Annotated in this window: 21 protein-coding genes, 1 other RNA gene and 1 pseudogene; 12 read left to right on the top strand and 11 right to left on the bottom strand. The window is 59.0% G+C overall.

All coding sequences use genetic code 11. The features are described 5' to 3' along the window. Window positions 1–105: 105 nt before the first annotated feature. Together dnaK and grpE are read right to left on the bottom strand one after the other, a co-directional pair. Window positions 106–2,022 carry a molecular chaperone DnaK gene (gene dnaK / locus VC35_RS06830; protein WP_046038693.1) on the bottom strand — a complete coding sequence of 639 codons (1,917 nt, stop codon included), beginning with the start codon at window positions 2,020–2,022 and terminating at the stop codon, window positions 106–108. A gap of 102 nt (window positions 2,023–2,124) precedes the next feature. Further along, on the bottom strand, window positions 2,125–2,691 hold the full coding sequence (gene grpE / locus VC35_RS06825) for a nucleotide exchange factor GrpE (RefSeq protein ID WP_046038692.1): 567 nt from the start codon (window positions 2,689–2,691) through the stop codon (window positions 2,125–2,127). Between the two features lie 240 nt (window positions 2,692–2,931). Here grpE and recN point away from each other — a divergent pair, with 240 nt between their 5' ends. After that, window positions 2,932–4,605, top strand: a complete 1,674-nt coding sequence (gene recN / locus VC35_RS06820) for a DNA repair protein RecN (protein WP_008047468.1) — start codon at window positions 2,932–2,934, stop codon at window positions 4,603–4,605. 77 nt (window positions 4,606–4,682) lie between these two features. Here recN and fur read toward each other — a convergent pair whose 3' ends face one another. Continuing rightward, window positions 4,683–5,087: a ferric iron uptake transcriptional regulator gene (fur, locus tag VC35_RS06815; RefSeq protein ID WP_003197684.1), complete on the bottom strand. Its 405-nt coding sequence runs from the start codon at window positions 5,085–5,087 to the stop codon at window positions 4,683–4,685. A gap of 97 nt (window positions 5,088–5,184) precedes the next feature. Here fur and VC35_RS06810 point away from each other — a divergent pair, with 97 nt between their 5' ends. Beyond that, window positions 5,185–5,712 carry an outer membrane protein assembly factor BamE gene (locus tag VC35_RS06810; protein WP_046038691.1) on the top strand — a complete coding sequence of 176 codons (528 nt, stop codon included), beginning with the start codon at window positions 5,185–5,187 and terminating at the stop codon, window positions 5,710–5,712. 61 nt (window positions 5,713–5,773) lie between these two features. On the opposite strand, the gene VC35_RS06805 is transcribed toward VC35_RS06810, so the two are convergent. Genes VC35_RS06805 through VC35_RS06795 form a run of 3 tightly spaced genes read right to left on the bottom strand, consistent with a single transcriptional unit; the run spans window position 5,774 to window position 7,926 of the window. Beyond that, a complete protein-coding gene (locus VC35_RS06805) occupies window positions 5,774–6,088 on the bottom strand; it encodes an RnfH family protein (protein ID WP_046038690.1) in 315 nt (104 codons plus the stop codon). Beyond that, window positions 6,081–6,515: a type II toxin-antitoxin system RatA family toxin gene (locus VC35_RS06800; RefSeq protein WP_046038689.1), complete on the bottom strand. Its 435-nt coding sequence runs from the start codon at window positions 6,513–6,515 to the stop codon at window positions 6,081–6,083. Before VC35_RS06800 ends, VC35_RS06805 begins: the two co-directional genes overlap by 8 nt. A 7-nt stretch (window positions 6,516–6,522) precedes the next feature. Continuing rightward, the gene (locus VC35_RS06795; protein WP_046038688.1) at window positions 6,523–7,926 is read right to left on the bottom strand and encodes a sodium-dependent transporter; all 1,404 of its coding nucleotides are present in this window, start codon (window positions 7,924–7,926) and stop codon (window positions 6,523–6,525) included. Between the two features lie 118 nt (window positions 7,927–8,044). Between VC35_RS06795 and smpB the strand changes: the two genes are divergently transcribed. Then, the gene (gene smpB / locus VC35_RS06790; RefSeq protein WP_008057382.1) at window positions 8,045–8,527 is read left to right on the top strand and encodes an SsrA-binding protein SmpB; all 483 of its coding nucleotides are present in this window, start codon (window positions 8,045–8,047) and stop codon (window positions 8,525–8,527) included. 171 nt (window positions 8,528–8,698) lie between these two features. On the opposite strand, the gene VC35_RS06785 is transcribed toward smpB, so the two are convergent. Beyond that, window positions 8,699–9,466 (bottom strand): GntR family transcriptional regulator, encoded by a 768-nt coding sequence (locus VC35_RS06785; RefSeq protein WP_046038685.1) that lies wholly within the window; start codon window positions 9,464–9,466, stop codon window positions 8,699–8,701. A gap of 261 nt (window positions 9,467–9,727) precedes the next feature. On the opposite strand from VC35_RS06785, the pseudogene VC35_RS06780 reads away from it, so the two are divergent. The 9 genes and pseudogenes from VC35_RS06780 (at window position 9,728) to VC35_RS06745 (ending at window position 20,348) form a co-directional block, all read left to right on the top strand. Then, window positions 9,728–11,422: pseudogene (locus VC35_RS06780) on the top strand (lactate permease LctP family transporter). A gap of 150 nt (window positions 11,423–11,572) precedes the next feature. After that, window positions 11,573–12,397 carry a (Fe-S)-binding protein gene (locus tag VC35_RS06775; RefSeq protein WP_046038683.1) on the top strand — a complete coding sequence of 275 codons (825 nt, stop codon included), beginning with the start codon at window positions 11,573–11,575 and terminating at the stop codon, window positions 12,395–12,397. Next, window positions 12,394–13,848 carry a LutB/LldF family L-lactate oxidation iron-sulfur protein gene (locus VC35_RS06770; protein ID WP_046038682.1) on the top strand — a complete coding sequence of 485 codons (1,455 nt, stop codon included), beginning with the start codon at window positions 12,394–12,396 and terminating at the stop codon, window positions 13,846–13,848. Before VC35_RS06775 ends, VC35_RS06770 begins: the two co-directional genes overlap by 4 nt. Beyond that, complete coding sequence (locus VC35_RS06765) at window positions 13,848–14,519, top strand: LutC/YkgG family protein (RefSeq protein WP_046038681.1); 672 nt, start codon at window positions 13,848–13,850, stop codon at window positions 14,517–14,519. Before VC35_RS06770 ends, VC35_RS06765 begins: the two co-directional genes overlap by 1 nt. Beyond that, entirely contained in the window at window positions 14,516–17,326 is a 2,811-nt protein-coding gene (locus VC35_RS06760; protein ID WP_046038680.1) for an FAD-binding and (Fe-S)-binding domain-containing protein, read from the top strand. Before VC35_RS06765 ends, VC35_RS06760 begins: the two co-directional genes overlap by 4 nt. A 202-nt stretch (window positions 17,327–17,528) precedes the next feature. Then, window positions 17,529–17,804 (top strand): hypothetical protein, encoded by a 276-nt coding sequence (locus VC35_RS06755; RefSeq protein ID WP_046038679.1) that lies wholly within the window; start codon window positions 17,529–17,531, stop codon window positions 17,802–17,804. A 330-nt stretch (window positions 17,805–18,134) separates the two neighbouring features. Next, entirely contained in the window at window positions 18,135–18,413 is a 279-nt protein-coding gene (locus VC35_RS06750; protein WP_046038678.1) for a hypothetical protein, read from the top strand. Window positions 18,414–18,507: 94 nt separating this feature from the next. Then, window positions 18,508–18,904, top strand: a transfer-messenger RNA (tmRNA) gene (gene ssrA / locus VC35_RS28695). A 187-nt stretch (window positions 18,905–19,091) separates the two neighbouring features. Then, window positions 19,092–20,348 (top strand): integrase domain-containing protein, encoded by a 1,257-nt coding sequence (locus VC35_RS06745; RefSeq protein WP_046038677.1) that lies wholly within the window; start codon window positions 19,092–19,094, stop codon window positions 20,346–20,348. Window positions 20,349–20,494: 146 nt separating this feature from the next. Here VC35_RS06745 and VC35_RS06740 read toward each other — a convergent pair whose 3' ends face one another. The 4 genes from VC35_RS06740 to VC35_RS06725 are packed head-to-tail and all read right to left on the bottom strand — an operon-like array spanning window position 20,495 to window position 23,462. Next, window positions 20,495–20,764, bottom strand: a complete 270-nt coding sequence (locus VC35_RS06740; RefSeq protein WP_046038675.1) for a hypothetical protein — start codon at window positions 20,762–20,764, stop codon at window positions 20,495–20,497. After that, the gene (locus VC35_RS06735) at window positions 20,761–21,741 is read right to left on the bottom strand and encodes an integrase domain-containing protein (protein ID WP_046038673.1); all 981 of its coding nucleotides are present in this window, start codon (window positions 21,739–21,741) and stop codon (window positions 20,761–20,763) included. The genes VC35_RS06740 and VC35_RS06735 overlap by 4 nt, the downstream gene beginning before the upstream one ends. After that, on the bottom strand, window positions 21,725–22,078 hold the full coding sequence (locus tag VC35_RS06730; protein ID WP_046038671.1) for a hypothetical protein: 354 nt from the start codon (window positions 22,076–22,078) through the stop codon (window positions 21,725–21,727). Before VC35_RS06730 ends, VC35_RS06735 begins: the two co-directional genes overlap by 17 nt. Then, a complete protein-coding gene (locus VC35_RS06725; RefSeq protein ID WP_046038669.1) occupies window positions 22,065–23,462 on the bottom strand; it encodes a YfjI family protein in 1,398 nt (465 codons plus the stop codon). The genes VC35_RS06730 and VC35_RS06725 overlap by 14 nt, the downstream gene beginning before the upstream one ends. Window positions 23,463–24,408: the final 946 nt, after the last annotated feature.

The raw sequence follows: 24,408 nt of genomic DNA, 5'->3' as shown, positions 1-24,408 counted from the left end.
TGTAAAAATTCGCGTATTCCAGATACGCCAACGCGGGAGCAAGCTCCCGCGCGGCGACATCCTACCAGTCACCGCCTTAAGGCAGTCAACCGGCCGACCAACAACTTACTTGTGGTCTTTGACTTCTTCGAACTCGGCGTCGACAACGTCGTCAGCCTTTTCCGCCTTGTCGTCGTGCGGTGCAGCGCCTTCAGCAGGCTGAGCCTGTTCGGCGTACATCTTCTGCGCCACTGGAGCGGAGACTTTCGACAGCTCTTCAACCTTGGCGTCGATAGCAGCCTTGTCGTCGCCTTTAACGGCGGCTTCCAGGGCAACTACGGCAGCTTCGATTGCAGTTTTCTCTTCAGCGGTCACTTTATCGCCGGCATCGGTAACCATTTTGCGCGTCGAATGAACCAGTGCATCGCCCTGGTTACGGGCAGCAGCCAGCTCTTCGAACTTGCGGTCTTCCTCGGCATTCGCCTCGGCATCACGCACCATGCGCTCGATTTCTTCGTCGGACAGACCGGAGTTGGCCTTGATCACGATCGACTGAGTCTTGCCGGTAGCCTTGTCCTTCGCACCTACGTGCAGGATGCCGTTGGCATCGATGTCGAAGGTCACTTCAATCTGCGGCACACCACGTGGAGCTGGTGGAATGTCGGCCAGGTCGAACTTGCCCAGGGACTTGTTCTGTGCGGCTTGCTTACGCTCGCCTTGCAGCACGTGAATGGTCACGGCGCCCTGATTGTCGTCGGCGGTCGAGAACACTTGCGATTTCTTGGTAGGAATCGTGGTGTTTTTCTCGATCAGCGCGGTCATCACGCCACCCATGGTTTCGATACCCAGGGTCAGCGGGCTGACGTCGAGCAGCAGAACGTCTTTCACGTCACCGGCCAGTACCGCGCCCTGGATGGCAGCACCCATGGCAACAGCTTCGTCCGGGTTGACGTCTTTACGAGCTTCTTTACCGAAGAACTCGGTTACCAGCTTCTGAACCAGTGGCATACGGGTCTGACCGCCCACCAGGATCACGTCGTTGATCGCGCCAACTTCGATACCGGCATCTTTCATTGCGATGCGGCAAGGTTCGATGGTGCGCTGAACCAGGTCTTCCACCAGCGCTTCGAGCTTGGCGCGGGAGATCTTCACGTTCAGGTGCTTAGGACCGGTGGCGTCTGCAGTGATGTACGGCAGGTTCACGTCGGTCGACTGGCTCGAGGACAGTTCGATCTTGGCTTTTTCAGCGGCTTCTTTCAGGCGCTGCATAGCCAGCGGGTCGCCCTTGAGGTTCATGCCGCTTTCTTTCTTGAATTCATCGACGAGGTAGTCGATCAGACGAATGTCAAAGTCTTCACCGCCCAGGAACGTGTCACCGTTGGTAGCCAGTACTTCGAACTGGTGCTCGCCATCGACTTCAGCGATCTCGATCACGGAAACGTCGAAAGTACCACCACCCAGGTCGTAAACGATCACGGTGTGATCGCCCTTGGCCTTGTCCATGCCGTAAGCCAGAGCGGCTGCGGTTGGTTCGTTGATGATACGTTTTACGTCCAGGCCAGCGATGCGGCCGGCGTCTTTGGTCGCCTGACGCTGACTGTCGTTGAAGTAGGCCGGAACGGTGATCACCGCTTCAGTCACGGTCTCGCCGAGGTAGTCTTCGGCGGTCTTCTTCATTTTCTTCAGGATTTCAGCCGAGATTTGTGGCGGCGCCATTTTCTGGCCGTTCACTTCAACCCAGGCGTCGCTGTTGTCAGCCTTGACGATCTTGTAAGGGACCATCTGGATGTCTTTCTGCACGACTTCTTCGTCGAAACGACGACCGATCAGACGCTTCACCGCATACAGGGTGTTGTGCGGATTGGTCACGGCCTGACGCTTGGCCGACTGGCCAACCAGGATTTCGCCATCGTTGGCGTAAGCGATGATCGACGGCGTGGTACGCGCGCCTTCAGCGTTTTCAATAACTTTTGCCTTGCCGTTTTCCAGCACGGAGACGCAGGAGTTGGTAGTCCCCAGGTCGATACCGATAATTTTGCCCATGTTCACTCTCCCGAAACTTTGGATTTGGTTGCCGCAGCAGTGGTGGCTAACTGCGGTAGCACTTAAACGCTTGACTTATAAATGGGGGCCTTGCGGCGGATTTCAAGCCTGCTCATCAATCGAAGGCGAAACCGGCGCAGGCGCCTTGCTGACCACGACCATCGCCGGGCGCAGCAGGCGACCATTGAGCTGATAGCCCTTCTGGAACACCTTCAGAACACTGTTCGGCTCGACATCGGCGCTTTCCTGCATGGCCATTGCCTGATGGTGAACGGCGTTGAACGGTTCGCCATGGGGATCGATCGCTTCAAGCTGATAACGCTTGAGGGTGTCCTGGAACATTTTCAGGGTCAGTTCGATGCCTTCGCGCATCGGACGGATGCTTTCGTCATCCGGGCTGGACAATTCCAGGCCACGCTCCAGGCTGTCGACGATCGGCAGCAGGTCGCTGGCGAATTTTTCCAGCGCGAACTTGTGAGCCTTCTCCACATCCTGCTCGGCGCGACGGCGGACGTTCTGCAGATCGGCGGCTACACGCAAAGCCTGATCCTGAGCGCCTGCCAGTTGCTCTTCGAGCACTTGTACACGAGCCGCCAGGTCATCACCCGAAGCCTCGGGCGCCTGGTTGGCGTCTGGGTTTTGCGTATCCACTGTCTGTTCGTCAGCCATAGATTTCTCCTTTCAATTTCGTCCGCGAGCTCAACTCGCGCTTCTGCCCAGCTATATGGGGCCGCAAAATCCGGCTTCAAGGGGGTACGACGATTAACCCTACAAAAAACAACTGCTTTGTCATTCCCGGTCGCAATAAGGCTTTCGTCGGACCGAGCGAATCGAGCTAACGAGGGGCATTGTCAGCCAGAAACAAAACACTGTATAAATAACCAGACCTAACACCTGGGAGCGGCCCATATGCTGGTGCACCTGTCCGTACACAACTACGCCATCGTTGAACATCTCGATCTCGAACTCGATCGCGGGATGAGCGTGATCACCGGGGAAACCGGCGCGGGCAAGTCGATCATGCTCGACGCGCTGGGCCTTACCCTGGGCGATCGCGCCGACAGCGGCGTGGTCCGCCCCGGCGCCGACAAGGCCGATATCCTGGCCACCTTCGATCTGGTCGACATTCCGGAAGCCAGCGCCTGGCTGGCCGAGCGCGACCTCGAAAACGACGGCCCGTGCATCCTGCGCCGGGTGATCACATCCGAAGGGCGCTCGCGCGGCTACATCAACGGCACGCCCTGCCCGCTTGGCGATCTCAAGGCGCTGGGCGAGCTGCTGATCGACATTCACAGCCAGCACGAGCACCAATCCCTGCTCAAGACCGACACCCACCGTCGCCTGCTCGATGAATATGCTGGCGCAACCGATCTTGCCCGCCAGGTTCAACTCGCCGCCCAGCGCTGGCGCCAGACCCGCCAGGAACTGGAGCGACTCTCCAACTCCGGCGATGAGCAACGCGCCCGCCATCAGTTGCTCAGCTATCAACTTGAGGAGCTGGAAAACCTTGGCCTTGGCGACAACGAACTGGAGCAGCTTGAGCAGGAACACAAGAACCTGACCAACGCCGAGACCTTGCTCGGCATCTGCCGGCAAGTCGTCGAGCAATGCAGTGAAAGTGATTCCGGAAATGTACTGAACGCCCTCACCGCCAGCCTCAATCGCCTGTCCAGCGTGAACAGCTCGATCGGGGCGCTGGGCGAAGCCAGCAGCTTGTTGACCAGTGCACAGATCCAGGTTGAAGAGGCCGTTGGTGAACTGAACCGCTTCCTCGACAACTTCGACGCCGATCCGTCGCGCCTTCAATACCTCGAAGAGCGCCTCGACGCGATCTACACCCTGGCGCGCAAACACCGCATCCAGCCGACCGAAGTCGCCGAGATGCAGCAGAAACTGCTGGATGAAATCGAAACCCTCAACGCCAACGACGAATCCATCGAGCGGCTGAGCGATGAGCTGTCTTCATACGCTCGCCATTATCAGGAAAAGGCTCGGGAACTGAGCGACCTGCGTCATCAAGCCTCGAGCAGCCTGGCCAGCGCCGTGGAACAGGAAATCCAGCGCCTGGGCATGCCTGGCGGGCGCTTCACCATCGAACTGCGTCCAAACAGCAGCGACGAACTGCTGCCTAACGGGCTTGAACAAGTTGAGCTGCTGGTCAGCGCCAACCCGGGACAACCATTAAAAGCCTTGGCAAAAGTCGCATCCGGTGGCGAGCTGTCACGGATCAGCCTGGCGATCCAGGTGATCACCGCACAGACCTCTCGCGTTCCCACTCTGGTATTTGACGAAGTGGACGTTGGTATCGGTGGTCCGACGGCGGAAATCGTCGGCCAACTGTTGCGTCGCCTCGGAGAACGCGGGCAGGTACTGACCGTGACCCACTTGCCGCAAGTCGCGGCGCAAGGTCATCAACATCTGTTCGTGCATAAAGTACGCGGCGAAGATGCCACCCGCACGGCCGTTTCCAAACTGAGCAAAAACGACCGCGTCGAAGAAGTCGCACGAATGCTGGGCGGCATCGATCTCACCAAGGAATCCCTGGCGCATGCCAAAAAAATGGTGGTGGCCGCAAAAGCTTGAATTGAATAAATAAAAGCACGAAGGCGACCCTGGGGTCGCCTTCGTTCGTTTCGCGAACCTGAGTTCGCGCGACATGCTTACTTTTTCTTGCGCACGTACAGCACCAGATTGTGATCAACCATCTCGAAGCCATACTTGTCGACGATTGCTTTCTGAAGCCGCTCGATTTCTTCGTCGAAGAATTCGATCACTTCGCTGGTTTCGACGTTGACCATATGGTCGTGATGCTTTCCGTCGTCCAGCTCGAAGACCGCATGGCCTCCGTCGAAGTTGTGCCGCACCACAAGGCCAGCTGCCTCGAACTGGGTCAGAACACGGTAAACCGTGGCCAGACCGACGTCCTCACCAGCCTCCATAAGGGCCTTGTAGACATCCTCGGCACTCATGTGGCGCTGCTCGGCGGAGTCGAGCATTTGCAGAATTTTGACCCGTGGCAGGGTCACTTTGAGGCCGGCTTTGCGTAGTTCGCTATTTTCAACCATGGTCAGCTTTCTCGCGATGCTGCTTCGCAGCTTCTCTTAATGCGGGTATGATCGGCGTTTACGTTGTCCCAGCCAAGATAGTGGAAGTCGCCCACCGATGCAAAACACCAAGCTCTTGCTAACCAGTTTCACCTTTGTGGGACTGCTCGCACTCGCCGGTTGTTCATTCCCCGGGGTTTACAAAATCGACATCCAGCAGGGCAATGTCGTCACGCAGGACATGATAGACCAGTTACGCCCGGGAATGACCCGTAAGCAAGTACGGTTTATCATGGGCAACCCTCTGCTGACCGACACGTTCCATGCCGATCGCTGGGATTATCTGTACAGCCTGCAACCGGGTGGCGGTGAACGCCAACAGGAACGCATCAGCGTTATCTTCAACCCAAATGATCAGCTTGTCAGCCTCTCCGGTGATTTCATGCCAGGCGTGAGCCGTGACGAAGCCATTCTCGGCAAGGACAGCGGCACGACAGTGCCTGCCCCGGCAGAGAACGTCGAGAAGCCAAAACCGGAAAAGCCGGTCAAGCCAGGTTCGTTGCTGGATCAGATCCAGAAGGACGTCGACGGTGTAGAAACCGTTCCGGTCCCGACACCGCAACCGCTGGACACCTCGCCGCAGTAATTTGCGACGCAATAAAAAGCCCGGCATGCCCGGGCTTTTTATTGTCTGGCGTTCCAGCCACTCACTGATTCCGCGCTTTGGCCTCGGCAGCTTTCGCCGCGCGCAGTCGGCGCACCTCTTTCGGATCGGCCAGCAACGGGCGGTAAATCTCGATGCGATCCCCGGCCTGGACTGCCCGACTCTCCGCGTCAGCTACCAACTTGCCGAAGATCCCCACAGGGCAATGGGTCAGATCCAGCTCCGGAAACTCTTCTGCCACGGCCGACCTGTGCAAGGCCGCCCGCACGGTCGTTCCGACAGGTACGACCACTGTCAGCAGCACCTGACGGTCTACGGCCGCGTAGACCACCTCGACTTCAATCATGACCTCAACCATGTATCTGCTTGGCGCGCTGGCAGAACGCATCCACCAAAGTGTTGGCCGCCTGATTGAACAGCGGCCCCAGGGTGGCGCGAACCAATGGCCCAGCATAATCGAACGACAAATCGAGGCTGATCTTGCAGGCTTTGTCGGTCAGCGCCTTGAATACCCAGATGCCATGCAATTGGGTGAAAGGGCCCTCTTCGAGGTTCATTTCGATCGACTGCCCCGGAACCAGCGTGTTGCGCGTCACGAAATGCTGGCTGAGGCCGCCCTTCGCCACACCGACGCTCGCCCGCATATGCTCAGGTGAGCTCTCCAGGACTTCGGCCGACGAGCACCACGGCAGAAATTCCGGATAGCGCGCCACGTCGTTGACCAGGTCATACAGCGCTTGCGCCGGGTACGGCAGCAAGGCCGAACGTGAAATGTGTGTCGTCATGTCAGCGTCACTTCCACAGCTGGGCGGCAAACACTACGAGAATGCCGATGGGCGCCACATAGCGCATCAAGAACAAGGACAGGCCAAACAGCGCAGGGTTACGGATCGACAGCTCGTCGCGCACCGCTTCACGCCCCATGATCCAGCCCGCAAACACCACGAAACACAAACCGCCAAGCGGCAGCATGAGTCGCGAGGTGAAGAAATCGATCACACCGAAGAAGTCGAGGCCACCCGCGGCTCCCCATTGGTAGAGGTGGAACATCCCGCCTTCGTTCACGAAGAACTTGGCCTCTTTCCAGATATTGAAGGAGAACACCGTACCCAGGCCGACAAACCAGCAGCTGAAAGCCAGCCAGAAGGTCACCCAGGTACGACTCACTTTAGTGCGCTCGACCAGGTAAGCCACCATCGGTTCCAGCAGGGAAATTGCCGAACTCCAGGCAGCGACCGCCACCAGCACGAAGAACACCACCCCCATCAATTGCCCGAACGCCACGTTACCGAAGGCAAACGGCAGGCTGACGAACATCAGCCCCGGCCCTTCGCTCGGATTCAGGCCCGCCGCGAAAACAATCGGAAACAATGCCAGGCCGGCCACCAGGGAAACGAAGGTGTCGAGCAGCGCCACACCAACAACCGTCCCTGAGATCGACGAGTTCTTCGGCATGTAGGCGCCGTAGATCATGATCGAGCCGACGCCCACGCTCAGGGAAAAGAACGCATGCCCCATCGCGGGCAACAAGCCGTCCAGGACCTTTTCCGGGTGGAAGTCGAACATGAAATGCACGCCGTCCATGAAATGCCCGGTGGTCATGCTGTAGCCCAGCAGCACCAGGATCATCACGAACAACAACGGCATCATGATGCGCAAACTGCGCTCAAGCCCGGCAACCACGCCCCTGGCGATCACCACCGCTGACAACAGCATGAAAATCGTGTGCCAAAGTGTAAGGCGCCAGGGATCGGCGATCACATTGCCGAAGTAAGCCCCCACCTGATCAGGCGTCGCGCCCTGAAAATCGCCACGCCCCATGTCGATGATGTAGTCCAGCGACCAGCCGCCGACCACACTGTAGAAAGACAGGATCAGCAACGCCGTGATCATCCCGGCAAACGCGCCCCAGGACCATTTGGCCGAGTGCCCCGCCTCCACCGCCAGGTTCTTCAATGCATTGGCCGGGCTCTGCCGGGCACGCCGGCCGATCAGGGTTTCCGCCAGCATGACCGGCACCCCGATCAGCGCGATGCAGGCCAGGAACATCAACACGAAGGCGCCGCCGCCATAGACGCCGACCATGTACGGGAATTTCCAGATACTACCCAGCCCCACGGCCGAACCGGTCGCGGCGAGTATGAAGACCCAGCGGCTAGCCCAACTGCCGTGGACAGAAACCTTGTCTGTCGACATCGTTATCACGCCCAAGCGTTCAAAAAAGAGGCCGCATTGTCCGGGATTCAATCAACCTGCTCAAGCACGTAGCAACACCGTAGCCGACTCGCGTGCAACTCCCTATAATGCCGCCCCTATGGCTAAACAGAAGAAACACCCAACAGGGACCATCGCGCAAAACAAAAAGGCGCGACACGATTACTTCATCGAACATCGTTTCGAGGCTGGTCTGGTCCTGGCCGGCTGGGAAGTAAAAAGTCTGCGGGCAAGCAAGCTGCAGCTGGTTGACAGCTACGTACTGCTCAAGGATGGCGAAGCCTGGCTGCTCGGCAGCCACATTACGCCCCTGACGACCGCCAGCACCCACGTCATCGCGGACCCGGTGCGCACCCGTAAATTGCTGCTCAACCGGCGCGAGCTGGAAAAGCTGGCCGCGGCCGTGCAGCAAAAGGGTTACGCCTGCGTGTGCCTGTCCTGGTACTGGAGCAAGCACATGGTCAAGTGCGAGATCGCCCTGGGCAAGGGCAAGAAGGAATACGACAAGCGCGACACTGAGCGCGAACGCGACGCCGGTCGCGAGTTGCAGCGCGCGGTGCGCAACAAGGGCAAGGAAGACTGATTTTTCTGCCCTGATGCGACTTTGTGGCGAGGGAGCTTGCTCCCGCTGGGGTGCGAAGCGCCCCTCGCTTGACGGCCCCCCTCACAAAAACTGCTAACGACTGCTGCGCAGCCGAACGGGAGCAAGCTCCCTCGCCACAGCAAGCTCCCTCGCCACAATCAAGCTACCGCCTCACATCCCCTTGCGCCGCTCCGCCCGGGCCATGCGCTGCACTTCCTGACGCACTTCTTCCAGCACCTCCTGCACATACAGAATGTGTCGACTGGAAACTTCTCGCGCCTGCTCCGCCCGCCCTTCGATAATCGCCTGATACAACTCCCGGTGCTGCGTGATCAGCATGTCGCGGGTTTCAGTGCGTTGCTTGTACATGCCACCGATGTTGGTCACCACGTTGCGCTTGAGCAGGTCGAACAGCCCGCGAATGGTGTGCAGCAACACGGCATTGTGGCTGGCCTCGGCGATCGCCAGGTGAAAGCTTGCGTCCGCCGCCCCCTCTTCGGCACGACTCACTTCTTCGTGACGCGAATAGCAGTCCTGCAATTCGTTGAATGCCGCGGTCAGCCGCTCGCGATCCACCTCCGTGGCACGCAACGCCGCGTAGTAGGCGCAAGACGCTTCCAGCGTATGGCGAAACTCCAGCAGATCGCGTTGCGCCTCGGGATTGCTTTCCAGCAGATGCAACAAGGGATCACTGAAGGTGCTACCCAGTGATTCCACCACATAGTTGCCGCCGCCCTGGCGGCTGACCAGCAGGCCCTTGGCGGTCAGCTTCTGAATGGCTTCGCGCAACGAAGGGCGTGACACGCCAAATTGCTCGGCCAGCGCGCGCTCGGCCGGCAAGCGCTCACCCGCTTTCAGCGTGCCCTCGAGGATCATGCCCTCAAGCTGCTCGACAATATCGTCAGACAAACGGCGCTGACGAATCTGATCAAACCCCATAACTCGATTACTCCACGATCCGACGGCTCGCCGGGGCTCTATTCTGGCCTATCGGCGCCGCGCCAGCACCTGCCACAGCGCATTTGGTCATACCAGACAGACGACCTGCGCACTTTGCATTCGACAAAAGTTTTAGGGCGGCAAATTGACACACCGCCTACAAGGCTTTTACCCTAGCCAACAGCGATTGTAAATTGGTCTTACCAATTATCCAAGAACGCTGATCAGTGCCTGACCAACAACAATTAGGGGCCACCCCATATGCAAACCTGGCAACAGCTCTATACCCCGCTCGGCAGCCTCGGCCTGTCCGCACTCGCCGCCGTCATCCCCATCGTATTTTTCTTCCTGGCTTTGGCCGTGTTCCGCCTCAAAGGGCATGTGGCCGGCAGCATCACCCTGGCTTTGTCGATCCTGGTGGCGATCTTCGCTTTCCAGATGCCGGTCGATATGGCGTTCGCCGCCGCCGGGTATGGTTTCGCTTATGGCCTGTGGCCGATTGCCTGGATCATCGTGGCAGCGGTGTTCCTCTACAAACTGACGGTCAAGAGCGGGTAGTTTGAAGTCATCCGCAGTTCGGTCCTGTCAATCACCGATGACCAGCGCCTGCAGGTCCTGCTGATCGGTTTCTGCTTCGGTGCCTTCCTCGAAGGTGCAGCCGGTTTTGGTGCACCCGTGGCGATTACCGCCGCGCTGCTGGTAGGTCTTGGCTTCAACCCGCTGTACGCCGCTGGCCTGTGCCTGATCGCCAACACCGCGCCGGTGGCCTTCGGCGCCCTGGGCATTCCGATCATCGTTGCCGGGCAAGTCACCGGCATCGACGCGTTCAAGATCGGCGCCATGACCGGCCGCCAACTGCCACTGCTGTCGCTGTTCGTGCCGTTCTGGCTGGTGTTCATGATGGACGGCCTGCGCGGCGTGCGGGAAACCTGGCCGGCAGCCCTGGTGGCCGGCTTGAGCTTTGCCGTCACCCAGTACTTCACCTCGAACTTCATCGGCCCGGAACTGCCGGATATCACCTCGGCCCTGGTCAGCCTGATTTCCTTGACCCTGTTCCTGAAAGTCTGGCAACCAAAACGCGCCGCCGGCCAACACATCGTCGGCGCTGTCTCGGCCTCCGTGGTGAGCGCCAGCGTCGGTGGTTTCGGCCAGAAGCGCACCACCATGGCTTCGCCCTACAGCCTTGGGGAAATATTCAAGGCCTGGTCGCCGTTCCTGATCCTGACCGTACTGGTCACCATCTGGACCCTGAAGCCGTTCAAGGCGATGTTCGCCGCCGGCGGTTCGATGTACAGCTTCGTATTCAACTTCGCCATCCCGCACCTGGACCAGATGGTAGTCAAGGTTGCACCGATCGTGGCCGCGCCAACCGCCATTCCGGCAGTGTTCAAACTGGACCCGATTTCCGCCACTGGCACAGCGATTTTCTTCTCGGCGCTCATCTCGATGCTGGTCTTGAAGGTCAATCTCAAAATTGGTCTGACCACTTTTAAGGAGACCTTCTACGAACTGCGTTGGCCAATCCTGTCCATCGGCATGGTGCTGGCGTTTGCCTTCGTGACCAACTACTCGGGCATGTCCTCGACCATGGCCCTGGTACTGGCGGCGACGGGTGCAGCTTTCCCGTTCTTCTCGCCATTCCTTGGCTGGCTGGGCGTGTTCCTCACCGGTTCCGATACCTCGTCCAACGCCCTGTTCAGTTCGCTGCAAGCGACCACCGCACACCAGATCGGTGTCAACGACACCTTGCTGGTGGCGGCGAACACCAGTGGCGGCGTGACCGGCAAGATGATCTCGCCACAATCGATCGCCGTGGCTTGTGCCGCGACCGGCCTGGTGGGTAAAGAATCGGATCTGTTCCGCTTCACCCTCAAGCACAGCCTATTCTTTGCAACGATTGTCGGCTTGATCACGTTGGCCCAGGCCTACTGGTTCACCGGCATGCTGGTGCACTAAGGGCTACAGGCAACACGATAAAAACCGACGCTGGGCCACGCCCCCGGCGTCCGCTATTCACACCCCGGTCTGTAAGGCTGCTGAAAGCTTCCGGCTCTATATTCAGCAGCCTCGACAGACGAATAACCGGGACCACCCGGAGACCGCCTGATGAGCGAGCTTTTTTACAACGCCGTGCCGAATGCGACCCGTGTCGCCCCGCCACTGCCCGAGCCTCGGCAGTACCCCAGCGAGAAACCGTCACGGGTCTACCTGTTCGGGACCTGCGTGGTCGATTTGTTCTACCCGGAAGCCGGGATGGATGCGATCCACCTACTGGAACGCGAAGGCATTCGTGTCGAATACCCGCAAGGGCAAAGCTGCTGCGGCCAGCCGGCCTACACCTCGGGTTACACCGAACAGGCACGGACCGTGGCGCGCTCACAACTGGCGCTGTTTGCCGGCGACTATCCGGTGGTGGTGCCGTCGGGTTCTTGCGCGGGCATGCTGCGCGAACATTACGCCGACTTGTTCAAGGACGAGCCGGACACGTTGAAACAGGTCCAGGCGCTGGCTGCCAGAACCTACGAACTGGCCGAGTTCCTGTTGTTTGTCTGCAAGGTGCAGCTCAAGGACAGCGGCGAGCCAGTGAAAGTGGCGCTGCACACCTCGTGCTCGGCACGCCGCGAGATGAACACCCACCTGCACGGCCGCGAATTATTGGCGCAGTTGAGCAACGTGGAACGGGTCAATCACGATCACGAAAGTGAATGCTGTGGCTTTGGCGGGACATTCAGCGTCCGTATGCCAGACATTTCCGGCGCGATGGTGGCTGACAAGACCCGGGCGCTGAAGGAATCTGGCGCGCACAAGGTGTTGAGTGCCGACTGCGGTTGTTTGATGAACATCAACGGCTCGCTGGAAAAACAGCAGGAAGCGTTGCGCGGTCAGCATCTGGCCAGTTTCCTCTGGCAGCGTACCGGAGGTGCCCGATGAGCACCTCGACGATTATTCCTACGGTCGCCGTAGAAGAAGATTTCCGCACCCGCGCTCACAAGGCGCTGGGTGACGCGCAATTGCGAGGCAACTTTCGCAAGGCGATGGATTCACTGATGAGCAAACGGGCAGCGGCGTTCAGCGATGCCCATGAAAGAGAACATTTGCGCGCACTGGGCAATACAATCCGTGCCCGCGCGCTCTCCAAGCTGCCCGACCTGCTCGAGCAACTGGAACAGAACCTGACCCGCAACGGTGTGACAGTGCACTGGGCGGAAACGGTGGACGAGGCCAATGGCATCGTCCTCTCGATCATCCGCGCTCACGAGGGGCGGCAAGTGATCAAGGGCAAATCGATGGTCAGCGAAGAGATGGAGATGAACCATTTCCTCGCTGAACAGGGCATTGAATGCCTGGAATCGGACATGGGCGAGTACATCGTCCAGCTCGACCACGAGAAGCCTTCACACATAATCATGCCGGCGATCCACAAGAACGCCGGTCAGGTCGCGTCCTTGTTCCACGACAAACTTGGCGTGGAATACACCAAGGACGTTGACCAACTTATTCAGATCGGCCGCAGAGTCCTGCGGCAGAAATTCTTCGAAGCGGACATCGGCGTCTCCGGTGTCAACTTCGCCGTGGCCGAAACCGGCACCCTGCTGCTGGTGGAAAACGAAGGCAACGGCCGCATGACCACCACGGTGCCGCCGGTGCACATTGCCGTCACCGGCATTGAGAAAGTCGTCGAGAACCTGCGCGACGTGGTGCCGTTGCTGTCATTGCTGACCCGCTCGGCCCTCGGAATTCCAATCACCACCTACGTCAACATGATCTCCGGCCCGCGCAAGGAACATGAACTCGACGGCCCGCAGGAAGTACACCTCGTACTGCTCGACAACGGCCGCAGCCAGGCCTTTGCCGACAGCGAACTGCGCCAGACCCTGAACTGCATTCGCTGCGGCGCCTGTATGAATCATTGCCCGGTCTACACCCGAATCGGTGGTCACGCCTATGGGGAGGTTTACCCCGGGCCTATCGGAAAAATCATCACCCCGCACATGGTCGGCCTGGCGAAAGTCCCGGATCACCCGAGCGCCTCGTCGCTGTGCGGCGCCTGCGGTGAAGTCTGCCCGGTGAAAATCCCGATCCCTGCTCTGTTACGGCGCCTTCGGGAGGAAAACGTCAAAGCCCCGGACAGCCCCCATCAAGTGATGCGCGGCCAAGGCAGCAAGTACTCGCGCAAGGAGCGGTTCATCTGGAACGCCTGGGCGAAGCTCAACAGCTCGCCGACGCTGTATCGCCTGTTCGGTTTCTTCGCCACCCGTTTGCGCGCCCTCACGCCGAGCAACGTCGGCCCGTGGACGCAAAACCACAGCGCACCGAAACCCGCTGCCCGCTCGCTGCATGACATGGCCCGCGAACATTTGGCCAAACAGGGAGACCGTTGATGAGCGCCAAGCAAAATATCCTCGGCAAGCTGCGTAAAAGCCTGACAGGCACCACGCCGGTGGCTGACGACTTCGATGTCGATCTGGTGACCCAGCCTTACACCTACGCGCCGGAGCAGCGCATTGCGCAACTGCGCAAATTGATGGAAGCGGTGCACACGGAAATTCATCTGACGTCCGGTGAACAGTGGCCGACGCTACTCGCGCAATTGCTGCGGGACCGCCAGTTGCCGAGTCTGCTGATCGCACCGACAACGCCCCACGGCCAAAGGATCACGCAGCACTGGGCGAATAATCCCGGCCTGCCAATGCTCAAGGCCTACGACCGTCCGGCTGAAGAATGGAAGGCTGAGCTGTTCAACGACACCCCGGCGAGCATCACTGGAACCCTCGGCGCCATCGCTGCCACGGGTAGCCTGATTCTCTGGCCGACCCGGGAAGAACCACGTCTGATGAGCCTGGTGCCACCGGTGCATTTCGCCCTGCTCAAGGCCAGCGAGATCCGCGACAACTTCTATCAGGTACAACAGGAATTCGAATGGGCCCAGGGCATGCCGACCAACGCGTTGCTAGTGTCCGGCCCGTCGAAGACCGCCGACATCGAGCAAGTGCTGGCGTACGGCGCCCACGGCCCGAAAGACCTGGTGGTATTGATCCTGGAGGACCAATGAGTCTACCGGCCGCTTTCCTGCGTGATGCACAGCAACTGATTCCTCAAGAGCGACGTTTCGACGACCCGCTGTCGACCCTGGCCTTCGGCACCGACGCCAGTTTCTATCGCTTGATTCCGCAACTGGTGATCCGCGTCGAATCCGAAGACGAAGTGGTGGCACTGCTGCAACTGGCGCAACGCGATCAGGTGCCGGTGACTTTCCGCGCCGCCGGCACCAGCCTGTCCGGCCAAGCCATCAGCGACTCGGTACTGATCGTGCTGGGGGATAACTGGAACGCTCGCGAAATTCGCGGCCAAGGCACGCAAATCCGCCTGCAACCCGGGGTGATCGGCGCTCAGGCCAATGCCTGGCTGGCACCGTTCGGACGCAAGATCGGCCCGGACCCGGCCTCGATCAACGCCTGCAAGATCGGCGGGATCGTCGCCAACAATGCCAGCGGCATGTGCTGCGGCACGGCGCAAAACACCTATCACACCCTGGCCGGCATTCGCCTGGTGCTTGCCGATGGCAGTCGTCTCGATACTGAAGATGCCGCCAGCGTCGCGGCGTTTCGCCAAAGCCACGCCGCCCTGCTGGAACGTTTGGCGACCCTGGGCCGCGAGACCCGGGCAAACGCCGAACTGGCTGCGAAAATTCGCCACAAATACCGTCTGAAAAATACCACCGGCCTGTCGCTCAATGCCCTGGTGGATTTCGACGAGCCTGTGGATATCTTGAGCCACTTACTGGTGGGTTCCGAGGGCACGCTCGGGTTCATCAGTGCCGTGACCTACGACACAGTGATCGACCACCCGAACAAGGCCTCTGCCCTGATTGTGTTCCCGGATGTCGAAACCTGCTGCAACGCGGTCACTGTGTTGAAAAGCCAACCGGTGTCGGCCGTGGAACTGCTGGACCGCCGCAGCCTGCGCTCGGTGCAGGACAAACCCGGCATGCCCGCTTTCGTACAGCATCTGTCGAACAATGCCTGCGCCTTGCTGATCGAATCCCGCGCCGCGTCGTCCACCTTGCTGCACGAACAACTGGCGCAGATCATGGCGTCGCTGAAGGCGTTCCCGGTGGAAAAGCAGGTCGACTTCACCGAAGACCCGCAGGAAAACGCCCGTCTCTGGGCCATCCGCAAGGACACCTTCCCGGCCGTCGGCGCGGTGCGCAAGACCGGCACCACGGTGATCATCGAAGACGTCACCTTCCCGGTCGAACAACTGGCCATCGGCGTCAACCGCCTGATCGAACTGTTCGACAAACATCACTACGACGAAGCGATCCTTTTCGGACACGCCCTGGAAGGCAATCTGCACTTCGTCTTCACCCAAGGCTTCAACAGCCCGGAAGAAGTCGCACGCTATCAGGCGTTCATGGACGACGTGGCGCAACTGGTGGCAGTGGAATTTGGTGGCTCGCTGAAAGCCGAACACGGCACCGGGCGCAACATGGCACCGTTCGTTGAACTGGAATGGGGCAGCGATGCCTACCAGTTGATGTGGCAACTCAAACGACTGCTCGACCCCAACGGGATTCTCAACCCGGACGTCGTGCTCAGCGAAGATCCACAGATCCACCTCAAGCACCTCAAGCCTTTGCCCGCCGCTGACGAGATTGTGGACAAGTGCATCGAATGCGGCTTCTGCGAACCGGTCTGTCCGTCAAAAGGCCTGACCCTGAGCCCGCGCCAACGCATCGTGATCTGGCGCGACATTCAGGCGAAGAAACGCGCGGGCATCGATACGTCCGAACTCGAAGCCGCCTACGACTATCAAGGCATCGATACCTGCGCCGCGACCGGCCTCTGCGCACAGCGTTGCCCTGTAGGCATCAATACCGGCGAACTGGTGAAAAAGCTGCGTAGCCGGAAGGCGACGCATACGAAAACCGCCAACTGGCTTGAAGGACATTTCGCCACGGCCCTGCAAGGTGCACGCTTCACCCTGCACGTGGCCAATGGTGCGCGTATATTGCTGGGGGCGCCGAGATTGGCGAAGTTGTCGGCAACGTTGACGCGCCTGTCCAAGGGTCAGGTCCCGCAATGGACCAACGCGATGCCGCAACCGGAAAAAGCCATTCGCTTCAGCCCGACGGTGACGGATGCGCGCCCGCGCGTGGTCTATCTGGCGGCCTGTGTGTCCCGCGCCATGGGCCCGGCAGCGGGCGATACGGAGCAAATGTCGCTGCACGACAAGACCCGAGGCCTGCTGGAAAAGGCCGGCTATCAGGTGGTTTTCCCGGACAACCTCGACAACCTGTGCTGCGGTCAGCCATTCGCCTCCAAAGGCTACGCCGAACAAGCCGAACACAAACGACAGGAACTGATCGGCGCCCTGCTCCACGCCAGCCGTGGCGGGCTCGACCCGATCTACTGCGACACCAGCCCCTGCACCTTGCGCCTGGTTCAAGACCTCGGCGAAGTCCGTCTGGACTTGTATGACCCGGTACGCTTCATCCGCACTCACCTGATGGATCGCCTGGATTTCACGCCTCAGGAGGCCCTCATCGCCGTGCACGTAACCTGCAGCACCCAGCACCTCGGGGAAAGCCAGGCGCTGATCGACCTGGCGCGCAAGTGCAGCAAAAACGTGATCATTCCCGAAGGTATTCACTGCTGTGGCTTCGCCGGCGACAAAGGCTTCACCACCCCGGAGCTGAACGCCCATTCGTTGCGCACGCTCAAGGACGCGGTGCAGCAGTGCAGCGAGGGGATCTCCACCAGCCGCACCTGTGAGATCGGTCTGACGCAACATGGCGGCATTGACTACCACGGACTAGTCTATCTGGTGGACCGCGTTACCCAGGCTAGGGTGCCCTGATAGCAGGATCTAAAGGAAGGTGCATAAAGGTGCCCTTCGTTAACGCTTCTTGTCGGAATCGACAGCTCTACAGCAGAAAAAAGAACCCTGAAGTGCCGCCGCAGTCCACTGATGAAGTCCCGCTAATGCGGGACCTTCCAAAAACTCGGTAGACCGATTTGATGGCCAGCAATGTCTGGCCCTTCAGTTCAAGGAGAAACACATGAATCGTTCTGTGCTTTTAGGTTTGTTCGTTGCTGCTTCCATGATGGCTTCCACTTCGTTTGCGGCCGAAAAAGACCAATGCGCGGTCAACCTGCAAACCATCGAAAACGGCAAGGCACAGATCCCCGGGGAAATGCTTGACCAGGTGGAGGCCTCCGTCAAGAAAGCCAAAGCCGACCAGGCAAAAGGCACCAAGGCAGGTACTAATGATTGCATCGCCGAGACCAACCAAACCATTATGGACGTCACGAACGCGCACAAAGGCGGGAAGTAACTCAGTTCAAGGCCAACCTTCGGGTTGACCTTGCGGGCCACGTTGGCGTACATCGACAACGGAGTACTGGCGGCCGGGAGTTCAAAGCCCGGCTGCGCCCGCTACGAAGCAAACCAAAACCCGCCAGTTGCGGGTTTTGTTGCATCTGGTCTCTGGAAATGTGTCCCCCCATCCCTGGAAAAGCTCGACACATTGTCTGAAAAAACCGAATTCTTGCGTTGAATCGTAGTCTTTGAGGTAGGCCCCATCAGATCGTGGCTGATTTTTCGGGCTCGGCTTGGCCGTCCGTTCATACGGCAGCACTGAGACCATCAGCTCAAGGAGATACCCATGAAACGCACCACACTCGCTGGCCTGTTCATTTCAGCAGCAATGCTGGCCTCTCCTGTATTTGCGGCGGACAACAACCTTTGTACGAGCAAGCTGCAAGAGCTCAAAGGCAAAGTGAATGCGCTGCCGGCGAACGCCACAAACACCTCAATGGAGATCAAAAGGCTGATATCCAGCGCCGAAGCCTCACAAGCCTCCGGAGACGACAGAAAATGCGTCACCGAGGCCACCCAGGCATTGGCACTCGCTGACAGACAGAGCAACCAGCCAAACCCATGATCTGTGGTGGTCAACCTTCGGGTTGGCCTTCCGGGGCGCGATGACGTACACTGTATAGGCCTGCTGCTCACTTGATTCACAGAGCATCAGGCTCGGGGCCGTTTAGGATTCGACGCCGGTTGCGAAACTTTAGGTGCATGCCGAGTTGGTAACAGAACTCGTAAATCCACTGTTGCAACTACTTATAGTTGCCAATGACGATAACTACGGCCAGGAATTCGCTCTCGCTGCGTAAGCAGCCTTAGCCCTGAGCTTCTGGTACCTTCGGGTCCAGCAATCACCAGGGGATGTCTGTAAACCCAAAGTGATTGTCATATAGAACAGAATCGCCGTGCAGTACGTTGTGGACGAAGCGGCTAAAACTTACACAACTCGCCCAAAGCACCCTGCCCGTCGGGTCGCTGAGGGTTAACTTAATAGACACGGCTACGCATGTAGTACCGACAGCGGAGTACTGGCGGACGGGGGTTCAAATCCCCCCGGCTCCACCATTTGATCAACTAAAGACGTCCACGGACGTCTTTTTTTGTGCCTGCAATCCAGTAAATACGGGAGGTTCAGGGCCACGGGAGGCTTTCCAGGCTTTTTGAGTTCCAGGCAGTTTGGTATTCCCAATGGTATTCCCGGCTACCCGGCGCTAATCTTGGGAATACCAAAAGGTGTCATGGAGTACTTCTCATGTGCGCTCAAACCACCCGCCTCTCCGACCGCCAGCTCAAGGCGGTCAAACCGAAAGACAAGGATTACGTCCTCACGGATGGCGACGGGCTCCAACTGCGAGTCAGGGTCAATCGCTCGATGCAGTGGAATTTCAACTACCGGCATCCCGTCACCAAAAATCGAATCAACATGGCACTCGGCTCTTATCCCGAGGTTTCTCTTGCGCAAGCGAGGAAGAAAACCGTTGAGGCCAGAGAGCTGCTTGCACAGGGCATCGACCCAAAAGCTCAGCGCAATGAGCTACAGGAAGCCAAACGAGCGGAAACGGAACACACCTTCGAGAACGTGGCCTCCGCCTGGTTCGAGCTGAAGAAGGATTCCGTCACGCCGGCGTATGCCGAAGACATTTGGCGCTCCCTCACACTGCATGTTTTTCCGAGCATGAAATCAACGCCTCTCTCCGAAGTCAGCGCCCCAATGGTCATCAAGCTCCTTCGTCCGATTGAGGCCAAAGGCAGCCTCGAGACAGTTAAGCGAGTGAGCCAGCGCCTTAACGAGATCATGACCTACGGGGTCAATTCCGGAATGATCTTTGCCAACCCTCTCAGCGGCATTCGAGCGGTGTTCAAGAAACCTAAGAAAGAGAACATGGCAGCGCTACCACCAGATGAGCTTCCGGAGCTCATGATGGAAATCGCGAACGCCAGCATCAAGCGGACGACCCGCTGCCTGATCGAATGGCAGCTACACACTATGACCCGCCCTGCCGAAGCGGCGACTACCCGATGGGCAGACATCGACTTCGAAAAACGCATCTGGACCATCCCTCCGGAGCGAATGAAAAAGCGTCGTCCGCACACAATCCCGCTGACCGAACATGCACTCTCGTTATTGGAGACGCTTAAGCCCCATAGCGGCCACAGGGAATATGTGTTCCCGTCAGATAGAAATCCGCGCACCCACGCGAATAGCCAGACAGCCAACATGGCATTGAAACGAATGGGCTTTCAGGACCGCTTAGTCAGCCACGGCATGCGCTCCATGGCCAGCACAATTCTGAATGAGCATGGATGGGATCCGGAGCTAATCGAAGTCGCGCTGGCGCATGTCGATAAAGACGAAGTTCGAAGCGCCTACAACCGGGCGGATTACATCGAACGCCGGCGTCCGATGATGGCCTGGTGGAGTGAACATATCCAGAAGGCAGCCACCGGCAGCCTGTCGGCATCCGCCATCAATCAAACCAGGGACCGTAACGTCGTGCCGATACGCTGAGCAGGCGACAATTCGTGCAGTGCAGCAGGGCGACTGAAGTGGCGACTGTCGCTAAATCAGCCGCATGCCTGCGCTTCTTCGGCCAAGCCCCTAAGTATGGGAAGGCTCCGCATTCCCATACTTAGGGGCTCACGCTTAAAGATCTATCAGACAACCACGAGTTGCGTCTTTCTGCGGCGGATCAGCCCTGCTGTTAACTCATAGTAATAGATGGTCGCTGGTGCTGAGCAACGCAGGTAGTGCTCTAAAAACCATCTGGTGTGCTTTTCCTTCCAGGACCAAGGGGTCGCACAACTCCAGCGCTCACGAATCGCCTCGTGCATCCTTTCTGCCTGCCTGATATGCCGCTGCCGCGTGGCATGCGCACCTTTGAGCACGGGGCTCAGAAACAACGCCATATCGAACTCGGACTTCATCGACGACCTCCGATGTAGGCACTCACCACGTCGATGCGGTTATGCCCCAACTCGTGGCTGATCTGCTGACGTGCACGCTGATCGAGTGCTCGATCCTCTCGTTGACCACGACCGCCATTGATGGGCGCGGAGAAGCCGGTCAGTTGTTCATAGCGCTCACAGGCGTAAGCCGCCCGCAGTTCATGAAAGCCTTTCAATCCATGCTCATGCATGATGTCCCGCGCCGGTCGTACGATTGTCTGTAAGAAATCTTTGTAGCTTTCATCAGGTGTTAACAGACTCCGACTGCCCTTGGGTGAGGCCTCGCTGGCCCTGTCGAGGGCGCCACGAACTTGATCCGTGACCGCAATCCAACGCGGTGCCGATGCGCCTGATCGACCGCCTTTGGTGCCGTCCTGGATATTGATCTTGCCCAGTTGCCGAGCCTCACGTTGCAGCCGGGGCAAGTCCGCCAAGATCGCTTCACGCAGGCGCATGCCGGTCTCCCGAGCGAGGAGCACGATGGCACTCACCCTCAGTTGCTGTCGCTCTGACAGCGCTTGCGCAATCAGCCTGACCTGCACACGGTCTTGGCCTTGTGGCGCCTCACTACGCACGCTTGAGCGCTGCAAGCCAAGCGCCTTACTTGGACTCGGGATTTTGACGTATTGATCACCGCGCAGCGCAGCCATCGTTCGGTTCACGCTGGACAGTCGGTTCTGCGCGGTAGCGATGCCGACGTTGCCCTGATCAACCTGCTCCCGCACGTGGACGGCGTACCGCATTAGGACTTCGCGGTCGATCTGTCGCGCATCATTGAGCCTCGGCCCTTCCTCGGATAGACACCAACGCACGAAGGCCTGCCAGCGATCACTATGGGCTTTGACGGTAGCAAAATGGCCGTCGCCAAACAGCTCTTTCAGTGCTTGCGGTCCGGCATAGCTGAGCTGGCGACCGTAGCCGAAATTGCGCCCTGCTCGCTTACCGACCCGAGCCATTTTTCTGTTCCTGATCGGCTGCTGCGAGATCATGCAAAAGGGCTCGCCAGTGCGCACTTACAATCGCGAACTGAGCCCAATCAGTCGGGCGAAAACACAGCGTGTTGTCGGTGACGTAAAGATGCGCGCCCTGCTCTTCCAACCATTGGATAATGGAGGTCGTCGAGGTGATAGTTCTATGGAGGGTGGCGACACCGGCGACAACGGCGACACCCCTTGCCTTGCCTGCCTTTGAGCGTGGCGACAAAGTGGCGACAGTACCGGCGACAAATCGCACTTTCGGCTCCTTTTGGCGTTGAGCCAGATGGTTGCGCAGCGCTTCATCAAGATTGAACATGGCGCACCTCGAAGGTGTGGCCGTCGGAGATCAACCACTGATGATCAATCAACTCGACCAGCAGCTTTGCGGCATGACGACTGCTCTTGCGGGCAAAGCGGGGACCGTTGCGATTCAGATCTCGAATACTGAAGCGCTTCCAATCCTTGACCTGCAGCCAGCGCAACAGCCGGTCCGCCTCTTCTTTTACCCTGCACACCGGCTCCTGCTCGGTCAGGCGCTGCATCTCGGTGAGGTAGTAGCCAACTAAGGCCGAGGCCCGCTGGATATGGTCGACCTCCACGACACTGCTCTCCTCCACAACGGCCAAAATGCCGGCGACGCGCAAAAGGTTGTCGGCGGCCTTCGAACCGCTGGGCCGCACGCTGGCGAGCTCGCCAAACTCACCCAGTTGAGCTTCGATAGCATCATGCAAATCAATCCAGCGACGACGCGCGAGCGGACTGAGGCTCAGCTTTGACAGTTGCAAGGCTCCGTCAGCGGAAAGTGACCAAGGCTGATAAAACAGAGCCGAAAGGCGGTGATGATAGCGCTTGAGGGCAGCGTCTTTGGACAAGTCGACAGCCTGGTAGCTACGTTGCCCGGCTAGACTGGTGGGCCAGGTCATCAAGCAGCGCCCTAGAATGCCTTGCCCCTGCAGCAACGGGTCACTGAGTAACTGCATGGCCAAATACGGTTGCAGCATCAGGTGCAGGCTCAAGCGTCGGTCATAGGCTCGCAAGCTTTCACCAACCATGGAACGCGCGCGATCTATCGGGCTGCCATCCCAGAGTGACGACAAGGTCGTGACCGCTTTCAAACGGTTATCCCGACTCATGGTGCTGCTGCCGAGGAATTGTCCACCCTCATCACAGAACAGACCCATGCTAGGCAGGTCATGACAGAGCCCCTTGATCAGGGCCTCGATAGTCGGGTCCGTGGTGATCAGTCTAGGGGCTGAGGGCTCCGCTTCGAGCGACATTCCGTTTGCGGGCTCAGGATCGCCGGGCTTGATACGCTGCGCCTGTCGCTGTGCGGCACGGTACCGGGCAAGTTGTTCGCGATAGCGCTGCCACTGTTCACGCTCCCATTGCCGTGCTGGCAGCAATGCAAAACGATCTGCCGCGGTCTTGCGATCACCTGACGCGGCCACTGTAATCAGGAACAGCGACAGGGGGTAATTTCGTCCATCGAGTTGCAAGCCCGCATGACCTTGAGTGGCCAGCGCCGAGGCAGCCAAGACCGATTGTGCGGCCAGTGCCTGGGGCACGCCGATGACCTCGGCCATGCGCTCAACCGCAGGCCCAAGAATTCCACCCAGTGCCTGGACCGGATAAGGCTCGGCCACGGGGTTTGACTCAATTAGCGGTCGTGATAGTTCAAGCTTCGGATCTAACTGCTGCATGGGCTCTCTCCTCGGTAATTGCTGGTTGTCCTCACGTAGTCCCGCCACGGCTGTTGAGTGTTATCAGGGATCAAGGCCCCTGCGGCCTGCGAGGTGTTCACTGACGTGGAACGCACGGCTCCTTACGGCCGGGAGCGAGGGCATGACCCCATGAACCTGACCTCCTTGACGTATCCAAAGACACGGGCGGGTGGAGGCTGTACCGACTGACGAGTTCGGCACCTGGAGATCCTGAGTGGGAGAAGGCAAAAACATCGACACCTGGGGCATGCCTGACTGTCAGTCAGATGCAGCCTTTCCTTAGGCTGCGGCACCGGTGCCTGTATTATTGCGGATGGCGACGAATCGGATTTGTCAGGCCGATTGTCACGAGGAGAGTTGCGGCAATGCCTTGTACGACGTGGCTTGCAGCAGTGGTACGAGCGCCCGTCTCTTTCAAGGAGAAAGAGACGGGCGCGGATTGGCGCAGCGAAGTGTGCCGAGAGGTGAGGTTGCTGCAGTGCAGCGAGGAAGGTCCATCGTCTGCCGCGGTGGGCAGATCAGTCGAGTAGGCGTCCATCACTCTTGGGGAGTGACCGTGCGAGCCGCCGGACGCTAATCGCACTTCGGAAGAACCACCACACAAGTGGCGTAGCCTTAAAGGTTCTGGCTACCTGGGCTGGTGCTGTCAACGACAGCGGTCCGTGCGCCAATTTTTACACCCACGCGAAAAGTCGCGTCAAGCATCATGGCAAAAGCGCTCAGAAAATGGCGACTGTCGCCACTTTTGTCGCCACGCTCCAGGCCCCATTCTGCCAGGGTTGTCGCCGGTGTCGCCGGTGTCGCCAACTCTCGAGCATAGCCCCACGACAACCCCCGCTCTGACGCTCTGGCACTGCGCGATACTCGATAGAGATCACGGGCAATTAATGACGGATAAACAACGGCGTGGCGCTAATCATATTTG

This window comes from Pseudomonas fluorescens (genome assembly GCF_000967965.1).
GTDB classification, from domain to species: Bacteria; Pseudomonadota; Gammaproteobacteria; order Pseudomonadales; family Pseudomonadaceae; genus Aquipseudomonas; species Aquipseudomonas grandcourensis.
This window is presented reverse-complemented; position numbering and strand designations above follow the sequence as displayed.